The sequence below is a fragment of the Aquimarina latercula DSM 2041 genome, assembly GCF_000430645.1.
GTDB lineage: Bacteria > Bacteroidota > Bacteroidia > Flavobacteriales > Flavobacteriaceae > Aquimarina > Aquimarina latercula.
Genome location: NZ_AUMK01000010.1, coordinates 304,074 through 325,146 on the forward strand (window position 1 = coordinate 304,074; position 21,073 = coordinate 325,146).

Here is a 21,073-nt window from a genome sequence, read left to right on the forward strand (position 1 = left end):
AGTAATTCGTTTATAGCCTTTTAGTTTTTAATTAAACATCACTTTAATTTTAATGTCTAAATATTTACATTTACCTTCTATGCGAGTTATTATATTATTTTTAATCTTCAATTTTACGATTGGATATTGCCAAAAAGACATTCCAACTGATTATTTCATCAACCCTCTAGACATCCCACTTGCTGTTTCGGGTACTTATGGAGAACTAAGATCTAATCACTTTCACTCTGGTTTAGATTTAAAAACTGAAGGTCAAGAGGGATTAAAAGTATATGCTGCAGCAACGGGAAATGTTACCAGAATAAAGATTTCTCATTTTGGATACGGAAAAGCTATTTATATAGCGCATCCTAATGGATATACTACAGTGTATGCGCACTTACAAAAATTCTCCCCAGAAATAGAAGCTTACATAAAAAAAAGACAGTACGCTAAAGAATCCTATGAAATAGAACTTTTTCCTAAAGCAGGTACACTATCTGTAAAAAAAGGTGATGTGCTGGCATTTAGTGGAAATACTGGTGGTAGTGGTGGACCACATTTGCATTTTGAAATAAGAGATGCTAAAGCAAGACCTATGAACCCAATGTCCTTTGGTATTGACATAAAAGATACCAAAAAACCAACAATCAATGGTGTATGGGTTTACAGTTTAGACGACACTTCGCACTCCAATGGAAACCAACAACCAACTAAATTAAGGTTAATACCTATGGATAATGGTGATTTTAAGGCTGAAGGAATAAAAGCTTTAGGAAAAATAGGGATTGGTGTCTCTACAATAGATCAACAAAATCTAGCTGCCAATAAAAATGGAGTTTATAAGATAACAACAGAATTAAATGGGCAAGAAAACTTTTCCATGGAAATGAAACGATTTTCTTTTTCTGAAACTCGTTATATCAATCGCTTAATTGATTATAAGCACTACAAAAAGAATCGAAGTAGAATAACCAAACTTTTTATTGAAAAAAACAATCCACTTTCCATCTATAAAAATGTAACAAGTAAAGGTTTTTTTACTATTGAAGATAGCTTATCATACACATTAAAAGTCTTCGTTAAAGATTTCAAAAACAATACAACAGAAATTAGCATTCCGGTAAAAGGAGAACAGATAGATCACATCACCAAAGAAGAGATTATCAAAACTCCTCATCTTGTGAAACCAACAGAAAATTTTACGTATAACTCTGGGATTTTTGACCTATATATTCCAAAAGGTAGTTTGTACGAAAAAGCGTATTTAGATATTGAAACTAATGGCGATACCATAAAAATTCATGAAGATGAAATTCCATTACATAAAAATATGACTATTGTTTTTGATGTCACCAATTATAGTCAAGCTGATAAGAAGAAATTATATATTGGAAGATTAGGACACAACAACAAACATTACCACGTTAGAACAAACAAAAAAAATAATCGTTTTTCTACTAGAACTAGAACATTAGGTAGCTACTCCTTATTTACAGATCTAGAAAAACCAACAATCGTTCCTATAAATGTGGCCAATAAAAAATGGATGTCCAAAGCGAATTTTTTAAAAATTAAAATTGATGACACCGATTCTGGTATCAAAAGTTACAGAGCTACCATTAACGGAAAGTTCATTTTAATGGAATACGATTACAAAACAGGAATGCTTATTTATAATTTTGAAGATAAAATAATTTCAGAAACAGAAAATAAATTTAAACTTATTGTGTTAGATAAAGTAGGAAATAATACTACATTTGAAACAATATTCTTTAGAAAACCATAAACAGATATACTCTTTGAAAAATCTCCTCTTTATTTTTGTTTTTTTTCTAGTCTCTTTTAATCAATATATATTAGCACAAGACGCAATTGTTAAGGGTGTGGTTTTGGACGAATCCAACCAACCAATATCTGGTGCCAATGTATCTTTTGAAAATTCTGGAACTAGAACAGACAAAAACGGTGTATACATCTTAAACATACCCTCTAATCAAGATATTACCATTAAAATAAGTCACGTAGGGCTAAAGGACATTACGTTTACTATAAACCTAAAAGAAAATCAGACTTACGAGTTAAATCCAATATTAAAAACAGATATTGAACAAATTAGTGAGGTGGTTATTTCCGGTCGAGAACGAAAAATAGTAGAAGGTATTACTACTTTAGATCCAGAGACCATACGCATCACCCCTTCTGCTAATGCAGGAGTTGAAGGCTTACTAAAAACCTTACCAGGAGTAAGTTCTAATAATGAATTGAGTACTCAATATGCTGTAAGAGGAGGAAATTTTGATGAAAACCTAGTATATGTTAATGAGATAGAAGTATACAGACCTTTTTTGATACGATCTGGACAGCAAGAAGGTTTAAGTTTTGTAAATACTGATTTGGTTAGAAATGTAGATTTCTCTGCAGGAGGTTTTCAAGCAAAATATGGAGATAAACTTTCTTCTGTATTAGATATCACCTATCGCAGACCAACACGGTTTGACTTATCAGCAGATCTAAGCTTATTAGGCGGTAGCATATCTGCAGGAGGAATCACAAAAGATAAAAAATTCGCAGGTGTCGTTGGAGTAAGATATCGTGACAATAGTCTACTCGTAGATGCTAGACAAACAGAAACCAATTTTAGACCAAGATTTGCAGATGTTCAGACATATCTTTCATATAATTTTTCTAAAAAGTTTGAGCTTGGTTTTTTAGGTAATATTGCAATAAACAGATATGATTACGAACCACTAACACGTCAAACTAATTTTGGACCTATCACAGACCCTATTGCCTTAACGGTTTTTTATGACGGGCAAGAAGAAGATCGTTATGAAACATATTTTGGTGCTTTAAAAGGAACATATAGGGCAAATGACAATTTAACTTTAAAATTAATTGGTTCCGCTTATCACACTCAAGAGCAAGAACACTTTGATATTTTTGCAGCATATTTCTTAGGTTCTGTCAACACTGATATTGGTGGAGAGGACCTAGGCGAAGTAGAATTTAGCGAAGGTGTTGGCTCACAATTAACACACGCAAGAAATGACCTTGATGCTTTAATTTTCAACCTAGAACATAAAGGAACCTATACTGCCGATGAACATCAGTTTGATTGGGGAATAAAATACACTTCTGAAGATATCAGAGATCGAATTCAGGAATATGAAGTTATTGATTCGGCAGGTTTTTCAATTCGTCCTCCTGGGACTTTTGTAAATGATCAACCCTACAATCCTAATGCTAGCCCTATAGTCCCTTTTACGAGTGTAAGAGCAACTAATATGGTAAATATCGATAGATTTTCTGGATTTGCTCAATATAGCTTAAGAACAAACATAAAAGAGCATGAAATCTGGGCAAATGTTGGTGTAAGAGCACATAATTGGAATGTCTCTGGGGATGGTATAAGTAGTTCTTCTCAAACAGTATTTAGCCCAAGAGCACAAGTTGCCATTAAACCAGACTGGAAATCAGACATGATATTTCGTCTTTCTGGAGGATGGTATCATCAACCACCTTTTTATAGAGAATTAAGAGATCTTCAGGGAACTGTTCAACCTAATGTAAAAGCGCAACAATCTATACATATTGTTGCTGGAAATGATTATAGTTTTAATATGTGGGATCGTCCTTTTAAGCTTACTACAGAATTATACTATAAAAAACTTACTGATGTAAATTCATATACCATCGAAAATGTTAGAATTAGATATCGTGCTAATAATAACGCAGAGGCATATGCTGCAGGATTTGACCTTAGGTTAAATGGAGAATTTGTTCCTGGAACTGAAAGTTGGTTTAGTTTAGGTCTTCTAAAGACGGAAGAAAATCTTGACAATAGAGGGTATATTGATCGACCAACGGATCAGAGAGTAAAAATAGGAGCTTTATTTCAGGATTATGTACCAACAATTCCTAACCTAAAAATGTACCTTAATTTAGTATACCAAACTGGTGTACCTGGCGGGTCTCCTTCTAATGCAGATCCATATGAATTTCAGACTAGATTGCGAGATTACAGAAGGGCTGATTTAGGAATCTCATATATAGTTGTGGATCAAAAAATAAGACGTAAAGAAGGGAGTTTCTTTAATAAATTTAGAGAATTGAATGTCGGATTCGAAATTTTCAATCTTTTTGACAACCTTAACTCTATTACCAATACTTTTGTAAGAGATGCAGCTTCTCAGCGTCAATTTGCTATTCCTAACTTTTTAACTCAGAGGGTTTTTAACGTACGATTAGGGATGAAGTTTTAACTTTCCAAAAACTCTTTCAGTACACTAATCACATAATCCACTTCTTCTTTTGTATTATATCTGGAAAAAGAGAATCTAACGGAAGGTTTCTGCATATCCTCTTCAGAAAGTATTTCGGCAAGTACATGTGATCCTTTTCCACTACCACTCTGGCAAGCACTACCTTTAGAACAAGCTATTCCTTTAATATCTAACTGAAACAACAAAATACCCGCTTTTTCTTGTGATATAGGTAAACAAACATTAATGAGGGTATAAGTACTATGAGCTAAATCACAACAATTAGCATTAAACTTAACTCCTTTTATCTGATCCTTTAATTGATCTACAAAGTATTGTTTTAGATCAGAAATATATGCTTTCTCTTCATCCATATGTGCATACGCTAATCTCAAAGCCTCATCCATTCCTGCTATGTTATGCACTCCTTCTGTTCCACCGCGATAGCCACGCTCCTGCTCTCCTCCATAAATCAATGGTTTAAGCCCTGAATTCTTTTTAATATATGCAAAACCAACTCCTTTAGGACCATGAAATTTATGCGCGCTTACTGCAGTAAAATCTACCTGAAGATCACCTAGATTTACATCTAAATGCCCAATAGATTGTACCATATCACTATGAAAAAGCGCTTCGTGTTCCTTACATAAACCACCTACTCTATTAATATCTAAAATTGTTCCAACCTCATTGTTCACATGCATCAAACTAACTAATGTTTTTTCAGAAGCATTAGACAATAAGCTCTCCAAGTGTTTATAATCTATTGATCCATCAGACGTAATATCTACGTAACTAACTGCAATCTCAGCATGTGCTTGTATCTCTTGAACAGTATGCAAAACTGCATGATGTTCAATCTTAGAAGTAATAATATGTTTTACATTTAAATCTCTTACCGCACTGTTCAAAGCAAGATTATCCGCTTCTGTTCCTCCAGAAGTAAATATAATTTCAGAAGCTTTCACTCCTAAATATTTAGCTATATTCTTACGAGCCTGCTCAATATGATTTTTTGCAGACCTACCAAATCCGTGAGTAGAAGAAGGGTTACCATAATCTTCTCTTAATACAGTAGTCATTTTATCAATTACTTCTGAACGCAACTGTGTAGTTGCTGCACTATCGAAATAAACCTTTTGCATTAAATATAAAAATTTAGTTGATGATTGGCGAAAAAATACAATAATCACAGTAACAGAGTACTCATTTTATTATATCCTTATTATAACACCGCAAATCTAATTCAAATAAAATTATTTTCCACACCGAGCGTTATAATCTTTCAATTCCATTATTTTTGTCGAAACGTACAAAAATAATATTAGAATGAACATTTATAAATTTCATTCGTCTTTATAAAAAAGAAAAACTTTTAATACGTTATTGTTTCTATAACGAAACGTTACTTTGTTATTAATTTTCAAAATGCAAACAGTGAAAAAGCTTTTATATATTTTTACCTTTCTAGCATTAGCTTCTTGTGATGATGGTGATATTATTGTAACAAGTTTTGAATTTGACGATGTTGATCTTCAACTTTGTGAAGGAGCTACAACCAATGAGTTTGTTTTCTTTAAGATCAATACTTCTATCAATGAATCTATATCCTATAACTTTATTGATGCTACATATTCTGAAACTACTGAAACTGAAAACCCTATTATTATTGATCTAGAAGACACTGATAATGGTTTAATATACAGGAAATTTAATAATACGATTACTTCGGATTATTATTGTAGTAATATTCCTGATAGTAATATTATAGTAACGGAAGAGCTTTTAAGCGTAAGTGGTCAAGCCACTATCATCAATCAAATTGTTAGTGAAGATGATAATGACGGACTAGAATCTACTGAAGAATCTCCTAACGGAATTGATCCAGAAGCAGATCCAGATGGTGATGGTGTTCCCAATTACCTTGATGATGCTATGGATGATAGTGCTATTGGAAATACAGATCAAACAGCTGATGATTTAGGGATTGAGGACGGATATGACACTGATGGAGATCAAATCGCAAATTTTAAAGATCAAGATGATGATAATGACAACGTGTTAACGAGTGTAGAGTTAATTAATAGTGACCCTAATGATGAAAGTTTTCTAGACACTGATAATGACGGGACACCAAACTATCTTGATACTGATGATGATAATGATGGTATTGACACACTAGATGAAGATGTGGATGGCAATGGAAACCCCAGAGATGACGATACTGACAGAGATGGAACTCCGAATTATTTAGATCCAGATGACGATAATGATGGTATTTTGACTCGCGATGAAGTTAGTGGCACAAATAACGACCCATTGAATGAAGATACTGATGGTGATGGAATCCCAAATTATCTCGATGCCGATAATCCTGATAACGACGAAGCAAATACCAACGTGGATAACCCATCTATTCTTGACAATACGGTTATTACTATTTTTAGAACTACATTATCAATAGATAATCTTATTCTAAATGAAGTTAATGACCAATTTACTAACGATGAATTCTCTTTTGGTTTTAGAGATGAAACCATCTCTATAACCACTCCAAAAAATGAAGATTAGAATGATGATAAAAAGACTGTATTTTTTATTTTTTTCACTGCTATTAATCGGTTGCAGCGAAGGTGATCTAATAGAAGTTTCTGTTGATGATTTAACTGGCGATCTAGAAAATTGTTCTAATGAAAATGATAATACTTTTGTGTTTTTTGTAATTGATCAAGGTATAAATAGATCTTTATCTCTAAACTTTACAGATACTAGTTTTGAAATTAATCCTACAGCCGTTTCTGAGATATCATTAGATGAAGCTACAGTAATTACACTAAATACTACTAACAATCAGTTTATATATAGAGAATTTAACACTTCTATTGACGGAGATGAATATTTTTGTAATAGTATTCCTGTAAGTGGCATTACTGTAACACAAGAGCTAATAAGTTCTAATGGAACTGCAGAAATCAGTTATGAAGAACTTACTACTTCTGCTACAGAGACAACATACTCTCGAACAGTAACACTAAAAGATATCACCTTAGAGGGAAATGGAATTGCTATAAGAAAACAATCTTTAACACTAGGTTTAGACAATGTCATAATACCAAACTAGGGTTAATTTCTTGGATTTTGAATGATATATATTTCCATAGCACCTAACCCGTATTTCTTATAATCCGCATAAGAAATACGTATATTATCATATCTACCAAATAAATATTGTAGTTCTTCTTTTAGCACTCCTTGTCCTACTCCATGAATAAATACAACACTAGGAATACGTTTGTTTATAGCAAAATCTAATTGTCTTTTTGCTGTATCCAACTGTAGGGTAACCATATCATGGTTAGACAATCCTTTTGTAGACTTTACTAGTTTATGAATATGAAGATCTACTTCCATCGAAGGAACACTTCTTTCTTTAGGTTTTAAGATCTTTTTTTTAGATTTCTTTTTAAAAATCTCTTTTTGCTGAAGATTCTTTTGCACTTCTTCATAAGATGGAACGATCAAATTATCGGATTCTTCTTTAACCAATTCATTTACTGAAAACATCATATCAAATCCATCATTAGATTCTATAGTAACCTCATTTCCTTCAACTGAAATAACTTTGCCTGATATCGGTTCATCCAACACTGAAACTACATCTCCAACTTTTATCATATCCTTCTATTCCTTTTCATTTATTTCTTGATTTTCAGTAATATTTTCTGGAAACCTAGATGTAACTTTTGCATTAATTAAAAACACTCCACTCATCAAACAAATGATACCACCGGCTTGTAGATAATAATTCTTTTTTGCAGAAGCTATTTCACTTATTAAAAGAAACGCTCCTATTAAAATTAAAAGAAAACTTATAATCTTTTTCAATTTCAATTTATTCATAACGCAAAAGTATCAAATATTAGTTTTTTTCTAAACATTAATTTCTGGAATACTCAAATTGTGTATATTGTACCTCGTAAATTTATCGAATACCCCATTTTACATTTTTTTATTACAAATTAATTACTAATTAAGTTTATTTATATGGAAGCTAATCAACCAAGACCTAACAATCACCTTGCCTTAGCAATTATCTCTACAATTTTATGTTGTCTAATCACAGGTATTGTAAGTATTATTTATTCAACTCAAGTAAATTCCAAATATGATGCAGGAGATTATGAAGGAGCTGTTGCCGCCTCGAAAAATGCTAAATTATGGGGACTTATAGGGATTATAGGTGGAGTTCTAATTTGGGTTGTAATGTTTTTAGTATATGGAGTAGCATTATTTAGTGTTCTAGGTGCTAATGGAAATTTCTAAAAAAACAAATTACAAATATTTAAAATATGGGTACTTACTAGCGTTAGTACCTATATTTTTTTTAATAAGATATTACTACTTAAATGATCCTGGCTCTAGTGCCGGTGAAGGTTTTTTTCCCAGTTGTCCTTTCCATTCTCTAACAGGGTACCACTGTCCCGGTTGTGGCAGTCAAAGAGCAATTCATGATTTATTAAATGGTAGAATCTTACATGCTTTACAACATAATTTATTATTTGTAATATTAGCCATAGTTTTATTTATAAAACTATATAACTATACAGCTAAACGATTTTTAAATAAAAAAGTCGAAGATTGGACTTATAACAAATACTTCACATATATCATTCTTATTTCTATTATTTCCTATTGGATATTGCGTAATGTTAGTAGTGCACCTTTTTGTCATCTAGCTCCATAAAAAAAGAGCAGAAAACTTGTTCCTACTCTTTTTATTATTTTAATTCAATCAAAAAAGTTTTACTCAAACTCTTTTAACGTTTTTGTTATAATTGCCACGCATTCTAGCAATTGTTCTTTTGTCATTACTAATGGTGGAGCAAATCTTATGATATTACCATGAGTTGGTTTTGCTAATAATCCGTTTTCTTTTAAAGCTACACAAATATTCCATGCTGTTTCACTCTCTTCATCATCATTGATTACAATTGCGTTTAACAATCCTTTACCACGAACAAGATTGACTATACTCGATGTTTTGATATACTCATTCATTTCTGATCTGAATAATTCACCAAGTTCAAAAGCATTTTCTGCAAGCTTTTCATCTCTTACTACTTCTAAAGCAGCAACAGCAACCGCTGCAGCAACAGGATTTCCTCCAAAAGTACTTCCGTGATTACCTGGTTTGATTACTTCCATAATATGATCATCAGCTAAAACACCAGAAACCGGATATGCTCCACCACTAAGTGCTTTACCAAGTATTAAGACATCAGGTTTAACATTTGGTGTACCTGAACAGTTTTTATCACTACAAGAACAATTACCGCAAGTAGCTAACAACCTACCTGTTCTAGCTATACCAGTTTGTACTTCGTCTGCAATAAAAAGTACATTGTATTTTTCGCATAAACCTTTAGCCTTTGACAAATAGTCTTCAGAAGGTACATAAACTCCAGCTTCTCCTTGTATTGGTTCTACTAAGAAACCTGCAACATTCTTATTATTTTCTAACGCTTGTTCTAATGCTTTTAAGTTATCATACTCAATTTTGATGAAACCAGATGTATAAGGTCCAAAGTTTTTACGTGCTACTGGATCATTAGAAAATGAAATAATCGTTGTAGTTCTACCGTGAAAATTGTTTTCGCAAACAATTATTTGAGCTTCATTTTCTGAAATACCTTTCTTCTCATATGCCCATTTTCTACAAATTTTCAAAGCGGTCTCCACAGCTTCTGCACCTGTATTCATAGGCAACAGCTTATCGAAACCAAAAAATTCAGAAGCAAATTTCTCATACTCTCCTAGCTTATCATTATAAAATGCACGAGAAGTTAATGTCAATGTCTGAGCTTGTTCCATCATAGCTCCTACTATCTTAGGGTGACAATGCCCTTGATTTACCGCAGAATATGCACTTAGGAAATCATAATACTTCTTTCCTTCTACATCCCAAACATATACTCCTTCTCCTTTGTTTAAAACTACTGGTAAAGGGTGGTAGTTATGAGCTCCATACTTGTTTTCTAAATCGATTGCTTGTTGAGAAGTTAATTTTTCTAAAACAGCCATTTTTAATAATTTAAATTGATAAAATAACCATTCCTTCTATACCTTTATCCTTTCGAAAAGACTCGAAAATTCAGCGTGGGAGAGAAATCATCCCTAAGAGAGTCGCAAATTACTAAATCTTTATTTATTATTTAATTTTAAGGCTTGGAATAGATTCTATTTTTAATTATTCAAAATAATATTGCTATTAATTGAAGAATTTACAATCTAGAAGTCTTTAGAATAATGGACATGGAAATATCAATTTGGTTCATTTTTTTTATTCTTTTCATAAGATATATTGAATATTTAATAAGTATATAGTTTCTATTCTTATTTTTGCGCTATGGCAAGAAAGAATAAAAGGCAAGTTTTTGAAAATATAGAAGTGATTGATGCTGGTGCAAAAGGAAAAAGTATTGCTAAAGCTCCTGATGGAAAAATCATATTTCTAAATAACGCAGTACCTGGAGATGTTGTGGATATTCAAACCACTAAAAAACGAAAAGCTTTTTATGAAGGAACGGCAACTACTTTTCATAAAAAATCTGACAAACGTGTCCAACCTCTTTGTTCTCATTTTGGTACTTGTGGTGGGTGTAAATGGCAGTTTATGGGGTACGAGCATCAACTAAACTATAAAGAGCAGGAAGTTATAAATAACCTAACTAGATTAGGAAAAATTGAGTTACCAGAAGTAACTCCAATACTAGGCTCTGAAGATCAATTCCTTTACAGAAATAAAATGGAGTTTTCTTTTAGTGATAGTCGTTGGTTAACATTAGATGAAATCCAAAGTGACACAGAAATTAAAAATAGAAATGCTCTAGGGTTTCACATCCCTGGAATGTGGGATAAAATTTTGGATATAGACAAATGTCATTTACAAGAGGATCCTAGTAATGCTATTCGAAATAAAATAAAAACATTTGCTACAGAAAATGATTTATCATTTTATAATGCGAGAAAGCAAAGTGGTTTCCTTCGCACTCTTATGATGAGAATTGTATCTACCGGAGAAATTATGGTGTTAGTTCAATTTTTTCATGAAGATGTAGAAAAACGAACCTTATTATTAGATTACATAGTTTCTGAATTTCCAGAAATTACATCATTACAATATGTAATTAACTCTAAAGGAAATGATACAATTTATGACCAGAAAGTAATCTGTTATCACGGAAAAGATCATATCGAAGAAGAAATGGAAGGTTTACGTTTTAAAATTAACGCGAAATCTTTCTATCAGACCAACTCCAAGCAAGCTTATGAATTGTATAAAGTAACACGAGATTTCGCTGGTCTAACGGGAAATGAATTAGTATATGATTTATATACAGGAACGGGTACTATTGCTCAATTTGTAGCAAAAAAGGCAAAAAAAGTAATTGGTGTAGAAGCTGTGCCAGAAGCTATTGCTGATGCAAAAGAAAATGCTAAGCATAATAATATCGATAACGTAGAATTTTACGTAGGAGATATGAAAAAAGTATTTACTTCGGATTTTATAGCTACTCATGGACAACCAGAAGTTGTAATTACTGATCCACCAAGAGATGGAATGCATAAGGATGTGGTAGGACAGTTACTTAACATTTCTCCCAATAAGATTGTGTATGTTAGTTGTAACAGTGCAACACAAGCTAGAGATTTGTCGTTATTAGATAGTACATATAAGGTTACTAAAGTGCAACCTGTAGATATGTTTCCACAAACACATCATGTGGAAAACGTAGTTTTATTAGAAAAAAGATCATAAATGAAGTTACATAAAGCTTTTATTCCTATTATTCTCGGAATCGTTGGTATATATCTTAGTTCCAGCTGCGAACGAGATGATATCTGTGCCGAAGATACATTAACTACCCCTCTACTAATTATTAAATTTATTGAAGATGGTACAGTATCTGATATCAAACAACCAAATGAATTACAAATAGGGTCTCCTGGGTTTCTTAACATTATTGATTACGAAACGAATCAAGATTCCATAATGATTCCTCTAAGAACAAGAGGTTTATTAACAGATTTTGAGTTTATCATTGATTCCGATTCTGATACTCCTAATACAGATGTAGTTAGTTTTCAATATACACCTGTAGAAGAATATGTTAGTAGTGCTTGCGGTTTTAAAGTTAACTATAATGGACTTACTGCTAGTGTTGCCGTAGAAGATGGTGATGAAAATTGGATCAAAAGTATAATCATAGAAGAAGATAATGTAACAGATGAAACAGCTGCACACGTACTTATTTTTCATTAGTCTCCTGGTTTCAGGTACTATTTTAGGTCAAGAAGAAACTAATATTTCTGCAAGAGACACGTTGCCCCCATCAGAAAAATATGGATTAAGGGTTGGAGTAGATATTGGTAGATTAATTAGAACTGCTGTCAATGACGATTATTCTGGGTTTGAAATAAATGCAGATTATAGAGTTTATAAAAACTATTATTTGGCTGCAGAAATTGGTAATGAATCCTTATTAAGAGATGAAACCAATATAGAAGTAGAAGGGTCTGGAAGTTATATCAGACTTGGAATTGACTATAATACCTATAAAAATTGGTATGGAATGCAGAACAACATCTATGCTGGACTTCGATACGGATTTACAACGTTTGATCAAACTTTAAATAATTACAACATATTTACCGGAACGGATTTCTTCGATCTAGATAATAATCCTGAAAATTTCAGAAATGAAAGACGAGAATCCAAGGACCTAACTGCTGGTTGGATAGAATTTGTTTTAGGGCTTAAAGTAGAAGTACTAAACAATCTTTATTTAGGAGCGAGCGTTTCCTTAAGAAGATTGGTAAATGAAGAAGATCCTGCAGGTTTTGAGAATCTATTTATTCCAGGATACGGAAGGACTAATGATTTTAGTGAATTTGGTGTAGGTTACACCTATACGATAAGCTATTTGATTCCTTTTATTAAAAGAAAAAGGTAACATTTAACTTCTAAAAATATTAAGGTTTATTCTGAAATTTAGCTTTCTTACTACCCGCATACATCTCATATTTAACCAAACGAGATTCTAATTTACCATTAAACACCTTTATTTTTCTAGAAGGTCTTAACCCTACAAATTTTAACGCCTCAATGTTTGAAGTAATAAACCAGGCATTAGTATTTGGATAATTCTGTTTAAGCGTATCTCCAATTTGAGCATAAAACTTCTCTTCATCCAATTCTAAACGTTCGCCATAAGGAGGATTAAAAACCATATGTAGTTTATTATCTCCATCTTTAAAGCTTTCAAAAAAATTAGCATCTTCAATTTTAACGAAATCAGTAAGATTGGCATTTTCTACATTTTTCTTTGCTTTCCTAATAGCCGAAGGAGCTTTATCAAACCCTTTAATTGTATGACTAAAATCTCTGGTTTTATTTAAAGAAGCAGCTTCAATCTTTTCAAATAAATCCATATCCCAATCCAACCATTTTTCAAAAGCAAATTCTTTTCGATTCAGATTAGCAGGAATATTACACGCAATCATTGCTGCCTCTATAGCCAATGTTCCACTTCCACACATTGGATCTAGAAAATCACACTGCCCATCCCATCCAGACAGTAATAATAAGCCTGCAGCTAGAACTTCATTTATTGGTGCAATATTAGTGGCTGTTCTATATCCTCTGTGATGTAATGAACCTCCGGAACTATCCAATGAAACGGTACACAAATCTTGTTGTATATGAATATTAATCGTAAGATCGGGATAGTCTGTATCAACACTAGGTCGTTTCCCCGTTTCTTTTCTAAACTTATCTACAATAGCGTCTTTAGATTTTAAAGAAACAAACTGTGAATGTCTAAAAATTGTGGAATTAACAGTTGCATAAATAGCAAAAGAATCATTGGTGTCAAGATATTCATCCCAACGAATGGATTGTATAAAAGAATACAGATCTTTTTCATTTCTTATTTTTTTAGCAGCAACAGGTTTTAATATTTTCAAGGCTGTTCTCAAACAGAGATTTGCCTTATACATAAAACCAGTATCTCCATAAAAACTAACCATACGATTACCTATTTCTACCTTTTGAGCTCCTAAGTTTCGTAGTTCTTTTGCTAATACTTCTTCAAAACCAAAAAAGGTTTTGGCTACCATTTTAAATGAATTACTCACTATATTCTAATTCGCTATTATTAAACCGCAAAAATACATTAATTTTGCGCCCTATGCTAAAAGATTCTACAATGTGGTATGCATCTTGGTTTGATACACCATATTATCATATACTATATAAAGACAGAGGTCATACAGAGGCGCAACAATTCATGGATAACCTAAGTGGTTATCTTAGTTTAGAACCAGATGAAAAAATTCTGGATCTAGCTTGTGGAAAAGGAAGGCACAGCATTTATTTAAACCAACTAGGGTTTGATGTTACTGGAGTAGATCTTTCAAAAAATAGTATTGAATACGCTAGTCAATTCGAAAACGAAACATTAAGATTTAGAGTACACGATATGTCTAAACCTTTTAATAAAGAGTTTTCAGCTATTTTTAATCTCTTTACAAGTTTTGGATATTTTGAAAAAGAAGAATGTAATCTTAATACTATTAAAGCTATAAAATCTGATCTAAACGAAAAAGGATTAGGGGTTATAGATTTTATGAATGTAGATTATGTTATTGATCATCTTATACCAGAAGAAACCAAAGAGGTTTCGGGTATTGTTTTTCATATAAAACGATATGTAAAAGAAGGATATATATTTAAAGAAATAAAGTTCACTGATAATAATGAAGAGTTTTTCTTTACAGAAAGGGTAAAAGCATTAACTTTAAATGATTTTCAAAATTATTTTGAAGAAGCTAAAGTTGATCTATTAGATATCTTTGGTAATTACCAACTTGAAAAATTTCATAAAACCACTTCTCCTCGACTTATTCTTATATTTAAATAGTGTATAATTATATATTATCCATATCAGCCATTTTTATTGGTTCCTTAATAGTATATATATTTAGGCCTAATAATCAAAAAAAGTTAAAATTACTTTTAGCTTTTAGCGGAGCTTTTCTTTTAGCGATAACCATATTCAACCTGTTACCAGAAGTATTTGAAGATCATCAATATGCCAAACAAACTGGCGTTTGGATTATGATTGGTATTTTACTTCAAAAAGTATTAGAATACTTTTCTAAGGGAGCCGAACATGGTCATATACATCTTCATAAAGAAACTACTCAAATTCCCAAACTACTTTTTATAAGCTTAGGAATCCACGCAGTTTTAGAAGGATTTCCTATTCATCATACAGAAGGTATTCTTATTGGAATTATCATTCATAAAATTCCTATAGCGATGATATTGACTACCTTTTTAATCAATACTGAAATAAAAAAACCTATTATCCTACTGATCCTTCTTCTCTTTGCATTAATGACACCTTTAGGAACATTTCTCTCTGAACATTTTGAAACTCTTCAAAACTTTTATAAAGAAATCACAGCGCTTGTTATCGGTATATTTTTGCACGTTTCTACCACAATACTTTTTGAAAGCAATGAAGGACATAAATTTAATATCACCAAACTTATGGTTATTCTAGCCGCTACAGCTAGCGCATATTTTATTTAAAATGTTTAGTAAAGAAGAATCAAAAAAAATAAGACAAGAATTTTGGACCACTTTTGGTACTAACTATCCAAGAAAGTGGTTGCTATATAACACAAAAATCAAAGATGTAACCCTTAAATTTACCTTTACCACAAAATTTGCTCAAGTATCTATTGATATTGAACCACATGATGACATAATAAAAGCTTACTATTTTGATAAACTTTTAAGTTTAAAAAATATAATTAAAGAAGAGTATATTAACGATATAATTTTTGATGAATTATATGAATTAGAAAATGGTAAAATTATTTCTAGAGTATATATTGAATTAGCTAACGTAAGTATCCATAATAGAAAAACTTGGGAAGAAGCCATGGTATTTCTAAACAATCACATGGATAAACTTGAAGCTTTCTTTTTGGAATACAAAGATTTTATTGAAAGTTAGATTAATAATAACTACAAAGGTTAATTTATAACAAATTCTTAGTTTTAGTATTAAAACATTATCAAATAATTATTTTGAATAGTTTTTCATATCTTGGGATTAACTAAAACACAAACTCAATAATTATGAAAAATTATGTTAGCTCTATAGCAATCTTGCTATGTGCACTATTATTTGTACAATGTACTCAAGAAAATATCTCTCCACAAGCACAAGAAATTGGGCTCGAAATTGAGAATGAAAATCATTTTTCGGGTAAACTTTACACCAACAATAGTAACATCGACTATTCAGTAAAAGCAATTTCTGAACTACAATTTATGGTTGTCTTAATGATTGACAAGAATACAATCGAAGCTTCTGTTAACTATGAAAATGAAGGTATCTCAATTGATGGTCATAATAACAACTTTTCTGAAACGCAAAAAGAAGGCTTATTAAATACCGGAAGAGTTATTTCTGAATATTTGTTGGATACAAAGAAAGGAGAAATATCTATGGCCGAGTATACATTACTTGCTCTTATTGAGTATTGGGGTAAATCTCCATCAGATTACGTATACAGTAAAAGAGAGATTAAATCTACCTCCAATTCTAATGCTCTAAAAAGCAGAAATGAAGGCATTACCTGTATAAGAAAAAACACCTATGTAAATGCAGAATATGACGATTCAAGAGGGAATCATAAAGACAGAGTTAAAGTTGGAAGTAAACCAAGAACCAACTACGGATGTATGGGAAGATGCGGAGGAGATTGCGGTAGATGGTGGATTCCAAGTGCATGGACTAAAGACTGCATGGATCACGATCAATGCAGTAATGTAAATAATGCTAGCGGCGGAAGTGGTGATAGAAACTGTGGAGATGAATTTAACGAAGCAGCTGATGATTACGTATTTGGAGTAATCAGAGGATGTAGAGGATGATTTAAAAAATAGGATAAACCATAAAAATATGGTTTATCCTATTTTTTATATGATATACTCTAAAATAAATATATAATGAAATACACTACCTGTTAATACAAAAAGATGCCAGATTACATGATTAAAATACAACTTCTTAAAAGCATAGAAAACTATACCTACAGTATAAGCTAATCCGCCATAAATCAAATACATAATTCCCTCATAACCAACAATATCAATTAAAGTAGATATATCTAATACAATTAACCATCCCATTAATAAGTATAGCATCACAGAAACAATCTCGAATTTTCCTGTAAAAAAAAGCTTTAAGATTGTCCCAAAACCAGCCAATGACCATACTAAGGTAAAAAGTAACAATCCTTTACTATTTAATAAAGTAATCAAAGTTATAGGAGTATAAGTTCCTGCTATTAATAAATAGATACTAACATGATCCATTACTCTAAACCTGTTTTTGAGAATAATATCATCAGTATAATGATAAGCAGATGAAGAAAAATAAAGAATTATCAATGCTATAGAATATATTAAAACAGAAAATGTACTATAAGATGTTTTGTTAGTATTACTAAACATCAATAAAATCAAACCTAAAAAAGAAAAAAGAAAGCCAACAGCGTGTGTCAACCAATTCCATCTTTCCTCTACAGCTGATTGTACTTTCATAGATGACAAAAATAACAAAGTGATCAATTTTGAGAGCAACCAATATTAGCTAATATTAAATATTTTTAAAAAAAGTAGGAATAAACTTATTTTTATTAAGTTAAAAATAAAAATAATAAGCTTTAAACGTATATTAAATGTATTTAAGCCGTTAATTTCATTTTTTTTTATATATTTGAACGCCCCAAATCCGTATTGAATAATGAAAAGTATTAAAATAGTAAAGCATTTTATATGCTTCCTGTGTCTTAACTTATTTTTCCCTAATCTTTATGCCTATCAATATGAAGAAATGTCATTCCCAGAATTGGAGTGTACCATTACTCATACAGAAGAACACCTAAATTCAATTGGCAGAGCTAATAGCGTAATGCTAATTGAAAATATTATTGACATTTCTTCTAAATTCAATACACAACAGGAATATTATCTAAAAGGATATTCTTATAATCTCTTAGGAAAAATACACTTTCTAAACAAAGAATATAAAAAAGCATTAAAAGAATATAAAATTGCAGAACTATTTATAAAAGAGTTAGAAGGTCATTCTGAATTAACTATCGATGTCAATAACAATATAGCTTTAGTCTATCTAGAAGGATTTAATAAGCCATCTAGAGCATTAAAAAGAATTAAGCATATTTATGAAAATTACGAGAATCTAAACAGTCACTACAAACACAGTTTAGAATTAAATCTAGCCAATATCTATCTAAAAACTCGAAATTATAGAAAAGCTTATCGGTTATTAAAAAAATGCCAAAAATATTTCAGTAAGAATTCCGAATATATTGACGAACTGCTAATAACATATCTCAGCTTTGGTGAATATTACAAAATTCATAATAACTACAATAGTGCTATAAAGCATTTTGAAGAAGCTGCAACCATTGCAGAAAAAAACAAAATGTTTAGACAAGCAATGACCATTTATAAAAAATATGAAGAACTACTTGTAAAAATTGGAAGACAAGATAGAGCGTACGCAATTCTTAAAAAATATACCAAACATCACGAAACAGCATTAGAAACTGAGAAATTAGAAACTAATCAATTCAAAGAAAAATTAGTAGTAAGTAATAAAAATAACAGTATTCAAACTCAAAAAGCAAAACAATCACAAACTGTATCTATTTTTACTTTATCACTACTTTTATTATGCTTAATCCTATTTTGTTTTTTCATTTATAATCATAGAAAAACAAAGGTACTTGGAGAATCATTAGCGTTAAGAAATAAAGAATTAAAAATTTCAAAAGAAAAATCTGATCGTCTTGCAGCGGTAAAAACAAAATTTATATCCACAGTAAGCCATGAGCTAAGAACACCTTTATATGGTGTAGTTGGTTTGTCATCTATTCTTATGGAACGAATTAAGGATGAAGAAAATCACAAATTTATAAAATTAATGAAATTTTCTGCTGATCATCTTCTTAACCTAATTAATGATGTACTTCAAGTAACTAAAATGGAATCATATGAAATAAGTCTTGATGAAGCACCTTATAATATTAAAAACTTAGCCGATGATATAAAAAATTCTTTTGAGTATCAAGCGGATAAAAACGGCAATACATTACACCTTAATTTTGATAAAAATATTCCTAATTCTCTTATAGGAGATCAAGTAAGATTATCTCAAATTTTTATTAATCTTATTAGCAACGCAAATAAGTTTACAAAAAATGGAAACATTTGGCTAAACTTTATTAACCCAGTTATAATAGATAATAGAGTAAAAATCACTTTCGAAATTAAAGATGACGGAAGAGGAATTCCTATAGATAAGCAAGAATTAATTTTTGACAAATTTTCTCAAGCAGATTCCAAAGATCATACAACTGGAACAGGTTTAGGGTTAAACATTGTGAAAAAATTAGTGAATCTACACGGCGGGGATATTCAAATTAAAAGTTCACCAGGAGAAGGTTCCAATTTCTATTTCACAATTTCTTTTGAAATCGATGCATCTAATAAAGAAAGTAACATAACAAATAACAAAACCAAAGATTGTATTCCTTTATTAAATGAAGAAGAATATAATATACTAGTTGTCGAAGATAATAAAATAAACCAGATAGTTACCCAGAACGTATTAAAAACAAAAGGATATAGATCGCAAATTGCAGATGACGGTCTTATTGCTATAGAAATGGCTAAAACAAATTCCTATAATCTTATATTAATGGATTTAAACATGCCTAATATGGGAGGAATGGAAGCAACCAAAATAATTAGAAAATTTGATCCTAATATTCCTATTATAGCTTTAACCGCATCAGACACTCAAGACACCGTGCAGGCAATCCTTAATCCAAGTTCTGGTTTCAGTGACTTTCTTAGAAAACCATACAAAAATCAAGAGTTTTTTAGTAAAATTGAAACAAATCTTAACGGAACCATTTCAAAAGCATCATAACTACTATTACCCTTAATAATACAAACTCACCTCCTTATAGTTATAAAATAAAACTAATAAATACTAAGATGTGCTGTCAAAACCTCGAATTGTATATCAATGATTTGAAGGTTTTATCATTATAACGCTAAAGAATTAGCTTACATTACTCTACATTTTTTTGGTATATCGAATATATATAAACACAGATTATAATTAATTCTCTATTATACCCTAGTGTCTTTATATATCGTACATAAAAGTCTAATCAATTAGTCCTATAATCTCATAACTGGCGACATGTATCTTCACTAAAATCGTTCAGTTATATATCATTCTATTATCATGTGTAACCATAGTTTATGTAAAATCTTCTAATTTCTATGCTGTGTATCTCATTTTCGGGTATAAAAAAAACCCTTCAATTTAGTATTGAAGGGTTTTCAAGGAAGGCGGCGACCTACTCTCCCACGATTGTAGTACCATTGGCGCTAACGGGCTTAACTTCTCTGTTCGGAATGGTAAGAGGTGAGCCCCGATGCTATAACCACCTTAAGCTGTTGGTTGATTCTTAATGATAAGAGATCAACTAATATTGTTGACATATTGATTTAAATAATAAAATACGATCTAAAAAAGTAACTAAAAAGAAGCTATCAAAGCAATTCTCCGTCCTGCTAATTGCTTAGCAGGACGTGCGCATAAGCCTATGGGTTATTAGTACTACTCGGCTATGACATTACT

The 21,073-nt window shown here is 31.2% G+C and carries 20 protein-coding genes and 1 rRNA gene; 14 read left to right on the forward strand and 7 right to left on the reverse strand.

Annotation, left to right across the window (positions count from 1 at the left end; translation table 11 throughout):
* Positions 1–52: 52 nt before the first annotated feature.
* Positions 53–1,768, forward strand: a complete 1,716-nt coding sequence (locus tag H526_RS0110310; protein ID WP_245591200.1) for a M23 family metallopeptidase — start codon at positions 53–55, stop codon at positions 1,766–1,768.
* Between the two features lie 13 nt (positions 1,769–1,781).
* Positions 1,782–4,244 (forward strand): TonB-dependent receptor, encoded by a 2,463-nt coding sequence (locus tag H526_RS0110315; protein ID WP_027392930.1) that lies wholly within the window; start codon positions 1,782–1,784, stop codon positions 4,242–4,244.
* On the opposite strand, the gene H526_RS0110320 is transcribed toward H526_RS0110315, so the two are convergent.
* Entirely contained in the window at positions 4,241–5,389 is a 1,149-nt protein-coding gene (locus H526_RS0110320; RefSeq protein ID WP_027392931.1) for a cysteine desulfurase family protein, read from the reverse strand. The two genes, H526_RS0110315 and H526_RS0110320, sit on opposite strands and share 4 nt — an antisense overlap.
* 292 nt (positions 5,390–5,681) lie before the next feature.
* Here H526_RS0110320 and H526_RS0110325 point away from each other — a divergent pair, with 292 nt between their 5' ends.
* Positions 5,682–6,815: a hypothetical protein gene (locus H526_RS0110325; RefSeq protein ID WP_155839654.1), complete on the forward strand. Its 1,134-nt coding sequence runs from the start codon at positions 5,682–5,684 to the stop codon at positions 6,813–6,815.
* Complete coding sequence (locus H526_RS0110330; RefSeq protein WP_027392933.1) at positions 6,805–7,365, forward strand: hypothetical protein; 561 nt, start codon at positions 6,805–6,807, stop codon at positions 7,363–7,365. Before H526_RS0110325 ends, H526_RS0110330 begins: the two co-directional genes overlap by 11 nt.
* A 2-nt stretch (positions 7,366–7,367) precedes the next feature.
* Here the strand turns inward: H526_RS0110330 and H526_RS0110335 are convergent, their stop codons facing one another.
* A complete protein-coding gene (locus H526_RS0110335; RefSeq protein ID WP_027392934.1) occupies positions 7,368–7,919 on the reverse strand; it encodes a Smr/MutS family protein in 552 nt (183 codons plus the stop codon).
* Positions 7,920–7,925: 6 nt separating this feature from the next.
* Complete coding sequence (locus H526_RS0110340) at positions 7,926–8,129, reverse strand: hypothetical protein (RefSeq protein ID WP_162144487.1); 204 nt, start codon at positions 8,127–8,129, stop codon at positions 7,926–7,928.
* A gap of 159 nt (positions 8,130–8,288) precedes the next feature.
* Between H526_RS0110340 and H526_RS0110345 the strand changes: the two genes are divergently transcribed.
* Both H526_RS0110345 and H526_RS32640 read left to right on the forward strand, forming a co-directional pair.
* The gene (locus H526_RS0110345) at positions 8,289–8,567 is read left to right on the forward strand and encodes a CD225/dispanin family protein (protein ID WP_027392936.1); all 279 of its coding nucleotides are present in this window, start codon (positions 8,289–8,291) and stop codon (positions 8,565–8,567) included.
* Complete coding sequence (locus H526_RS32640) at positions 8,554–8,988, forward strand: DUF2752 domain-containing protein (RefSeq protein WP_035085146.1); 435 nt, start codon at positions 8,554–8,556, stop codon at positions 8,986–8,988. The genes H526_RS0110345 and H526_RS32640 overlap by 14 nt, the downstream gene beginning before the upstream one ends.
* A gap of 59 nt (positions 8,989–9,047) precedes the next feature.
* Here H526_RS32640 and rocD read toward each other — a convergent pair whose 3' ends face one another.
* Positions 9,048–10,325, reverse strand: coding sequence for an ornithine--oxo-acid transaminase (rocD, locus tag H526_RS0110355; RefSeq protein WP_027392938.1), 1,278 nt, complete (start codon positions 10,323–10,325; stop codon positions 9,048–9,050).
* Between the two features lie 325 nt (positions 10,326–10,650).
* Between rocD and rlmD the strand changes: the two genes are divergently transcribed.
* From rlmD to H526_RS0110370, 3 genes are read left to right on the forward strand one after another with little or no spacing between them, the layout of a single operon-like run.
* Positions 10,651–12,063 carry a 23S rRNA (uracil(1939)-C(5))-methyltransferase RlmD gene (gene rlmD / locus H526_RS0110360; RefSeq protein ID WP_027392939.1) on the forward strand — a complete coding sequence of 471 codons (1,413 nt, stop codon included), beginning with the start codon at positions 10,651–10,653 and terminating at the stop codon, positions 12,061–12,063.
* A complete protein-coding gene (locus H526_RS0110365; RefSeq protein WP_027392940.1) occupies positions 12,064–12,567 on the forward strand; it encodes a DUF6452 family protein in 504 nt (167 codons plus the stop codon).
* Complete coding sequence (locus tag H526_RS0110370; protein WP_027392941.1) at positions 12,533–13,258, forward strand: DUF6048 family protein; 726 nt, start codon at positions 12,533–12,535, stop codon at positions 13,256–13,258. Before H526_RS0110365 ends, H526_RS0110370 begins: the two co-directional genes overlap by 35 nt.
* A gap of 19 nt (positions 13,259–13,277) precedes the next feature.
* Here H526_RS0110370 and H526_RS0110375 read toward each other — a convergent pair whose 3' ends face one another.
* Complete coding sequence (locus tag H526_RS0110375; protein ID WP_027392942.1) at positions 13,278–14,423, reverse strand: THUMP domain-containing class I SAM-dependent RNA methyltransferase; 1,146 nt, start codon at positions 14,421–14,423, stop codon at positions 13,278–13,280.
* A gap of 71 nt (positions 14,424–14,494) precedes the next feature.
* On the opposite strand from H526_RS0110375, the gene H526_RS0110380 reads away from it, so the two are divergent.
* The 4 genes from H526_RS0110380 (at position 14,495) to H526_RS0110395 (ending at position 17,259) form a co-directional block, all read left to right on the forward strand.
* A complete protein-coding gene (locus H526_RS0110380; RefSeq protein WP_027392943.1) occupies positions 14,495–15,226 on the forward strand; it encodes an SAM-dependent methyltransferase in 732 nt (243 codons plus the stop codon).
* Positions 15,226–15,903 carry a ZIP family metal transporter gene (locus H526_RS0110385; protein ID WP_342667683.1) on the forward strand — a complete coding sequence of 226 codons (678 nt, stop codon included), beginning with the start codon at positions 15,226–15,228 and terminating at the stop codon, positions 15,901–15,903. The genes H526_RS0110380 and H526_RS0110385 overlap by 1 nt, the downstream gene beginning before the upstream one ends.
* 1 nt (position 15,904) lies before the next feature.
* Positions 15,905–16,333: a DUF4268 domain-containing protein gene (locus H526_RS0110390; RefSeq protein ID WP_027392945.1), complete on the forward strand. Its 429-nt coding sequence runs from the start codon at positions 15,905–15,907 to the stop codon at positions 16,331–16,333.
* A gap of 125 nt (positions 16,334–16,458) precedes the next feature.
* The gene (locus H526_RS0110395) at positions 16,459–17,259 is read left to right on the forward strand and encodes a DUF8213 domain-containing protein (protein ID WP_027392946.1); all 801 of its coding nucleotides are present in this window, start codon (positions 16,459–16,461) and stop codon (positions 17,257–17,259) included.
* A gap of 45 nt (positions 17,260–17,304) precedes the next feature.
* On the opposite strand, the gene trhA is transcribed toward H526_RS0110395, so the two are convergent.
* Positions 17,305–17,931 (reverse strand): PAQR family membrane homeostasis protein TrhA, encoded by a 627-nt coding sequence (gene trhA, locus H526_RS0110400; protein WP_027392947.1) that lies wholly within the window; start codon positions 17,929–17,931, stop codon positions 17,305–17,307.
* A 202-nt stretch (positions 17,932–18,133) separates the two neighbouring features.
* Between trhA and H526_RS30775 the strand changes: the two genes are divergently transcribed.
* On the forward strand, positions 18,134–20,350 hold the full coding sequence (locus H526_RS30775) for an ATP-binding protein (protein WP_081415592.1): 2,217 nt from the start codon (positions 18,134–18,136) through the stop codon (positions 20,348–20,350).
* 426 nt (positions 20,351–20,776) lie between these two features.
* Here H526_RS30775 and rrf read toward each other — a convergent pair.
* Positions 20,777–20,884: ribosomal RNA gene (gene rrf / locus H526_RS0110410) — 5S ribosomal RNA — on the reverse strand.
* Between the last annotated feature and the right edge of the window lie 189 nt (positions 20,885–21,073).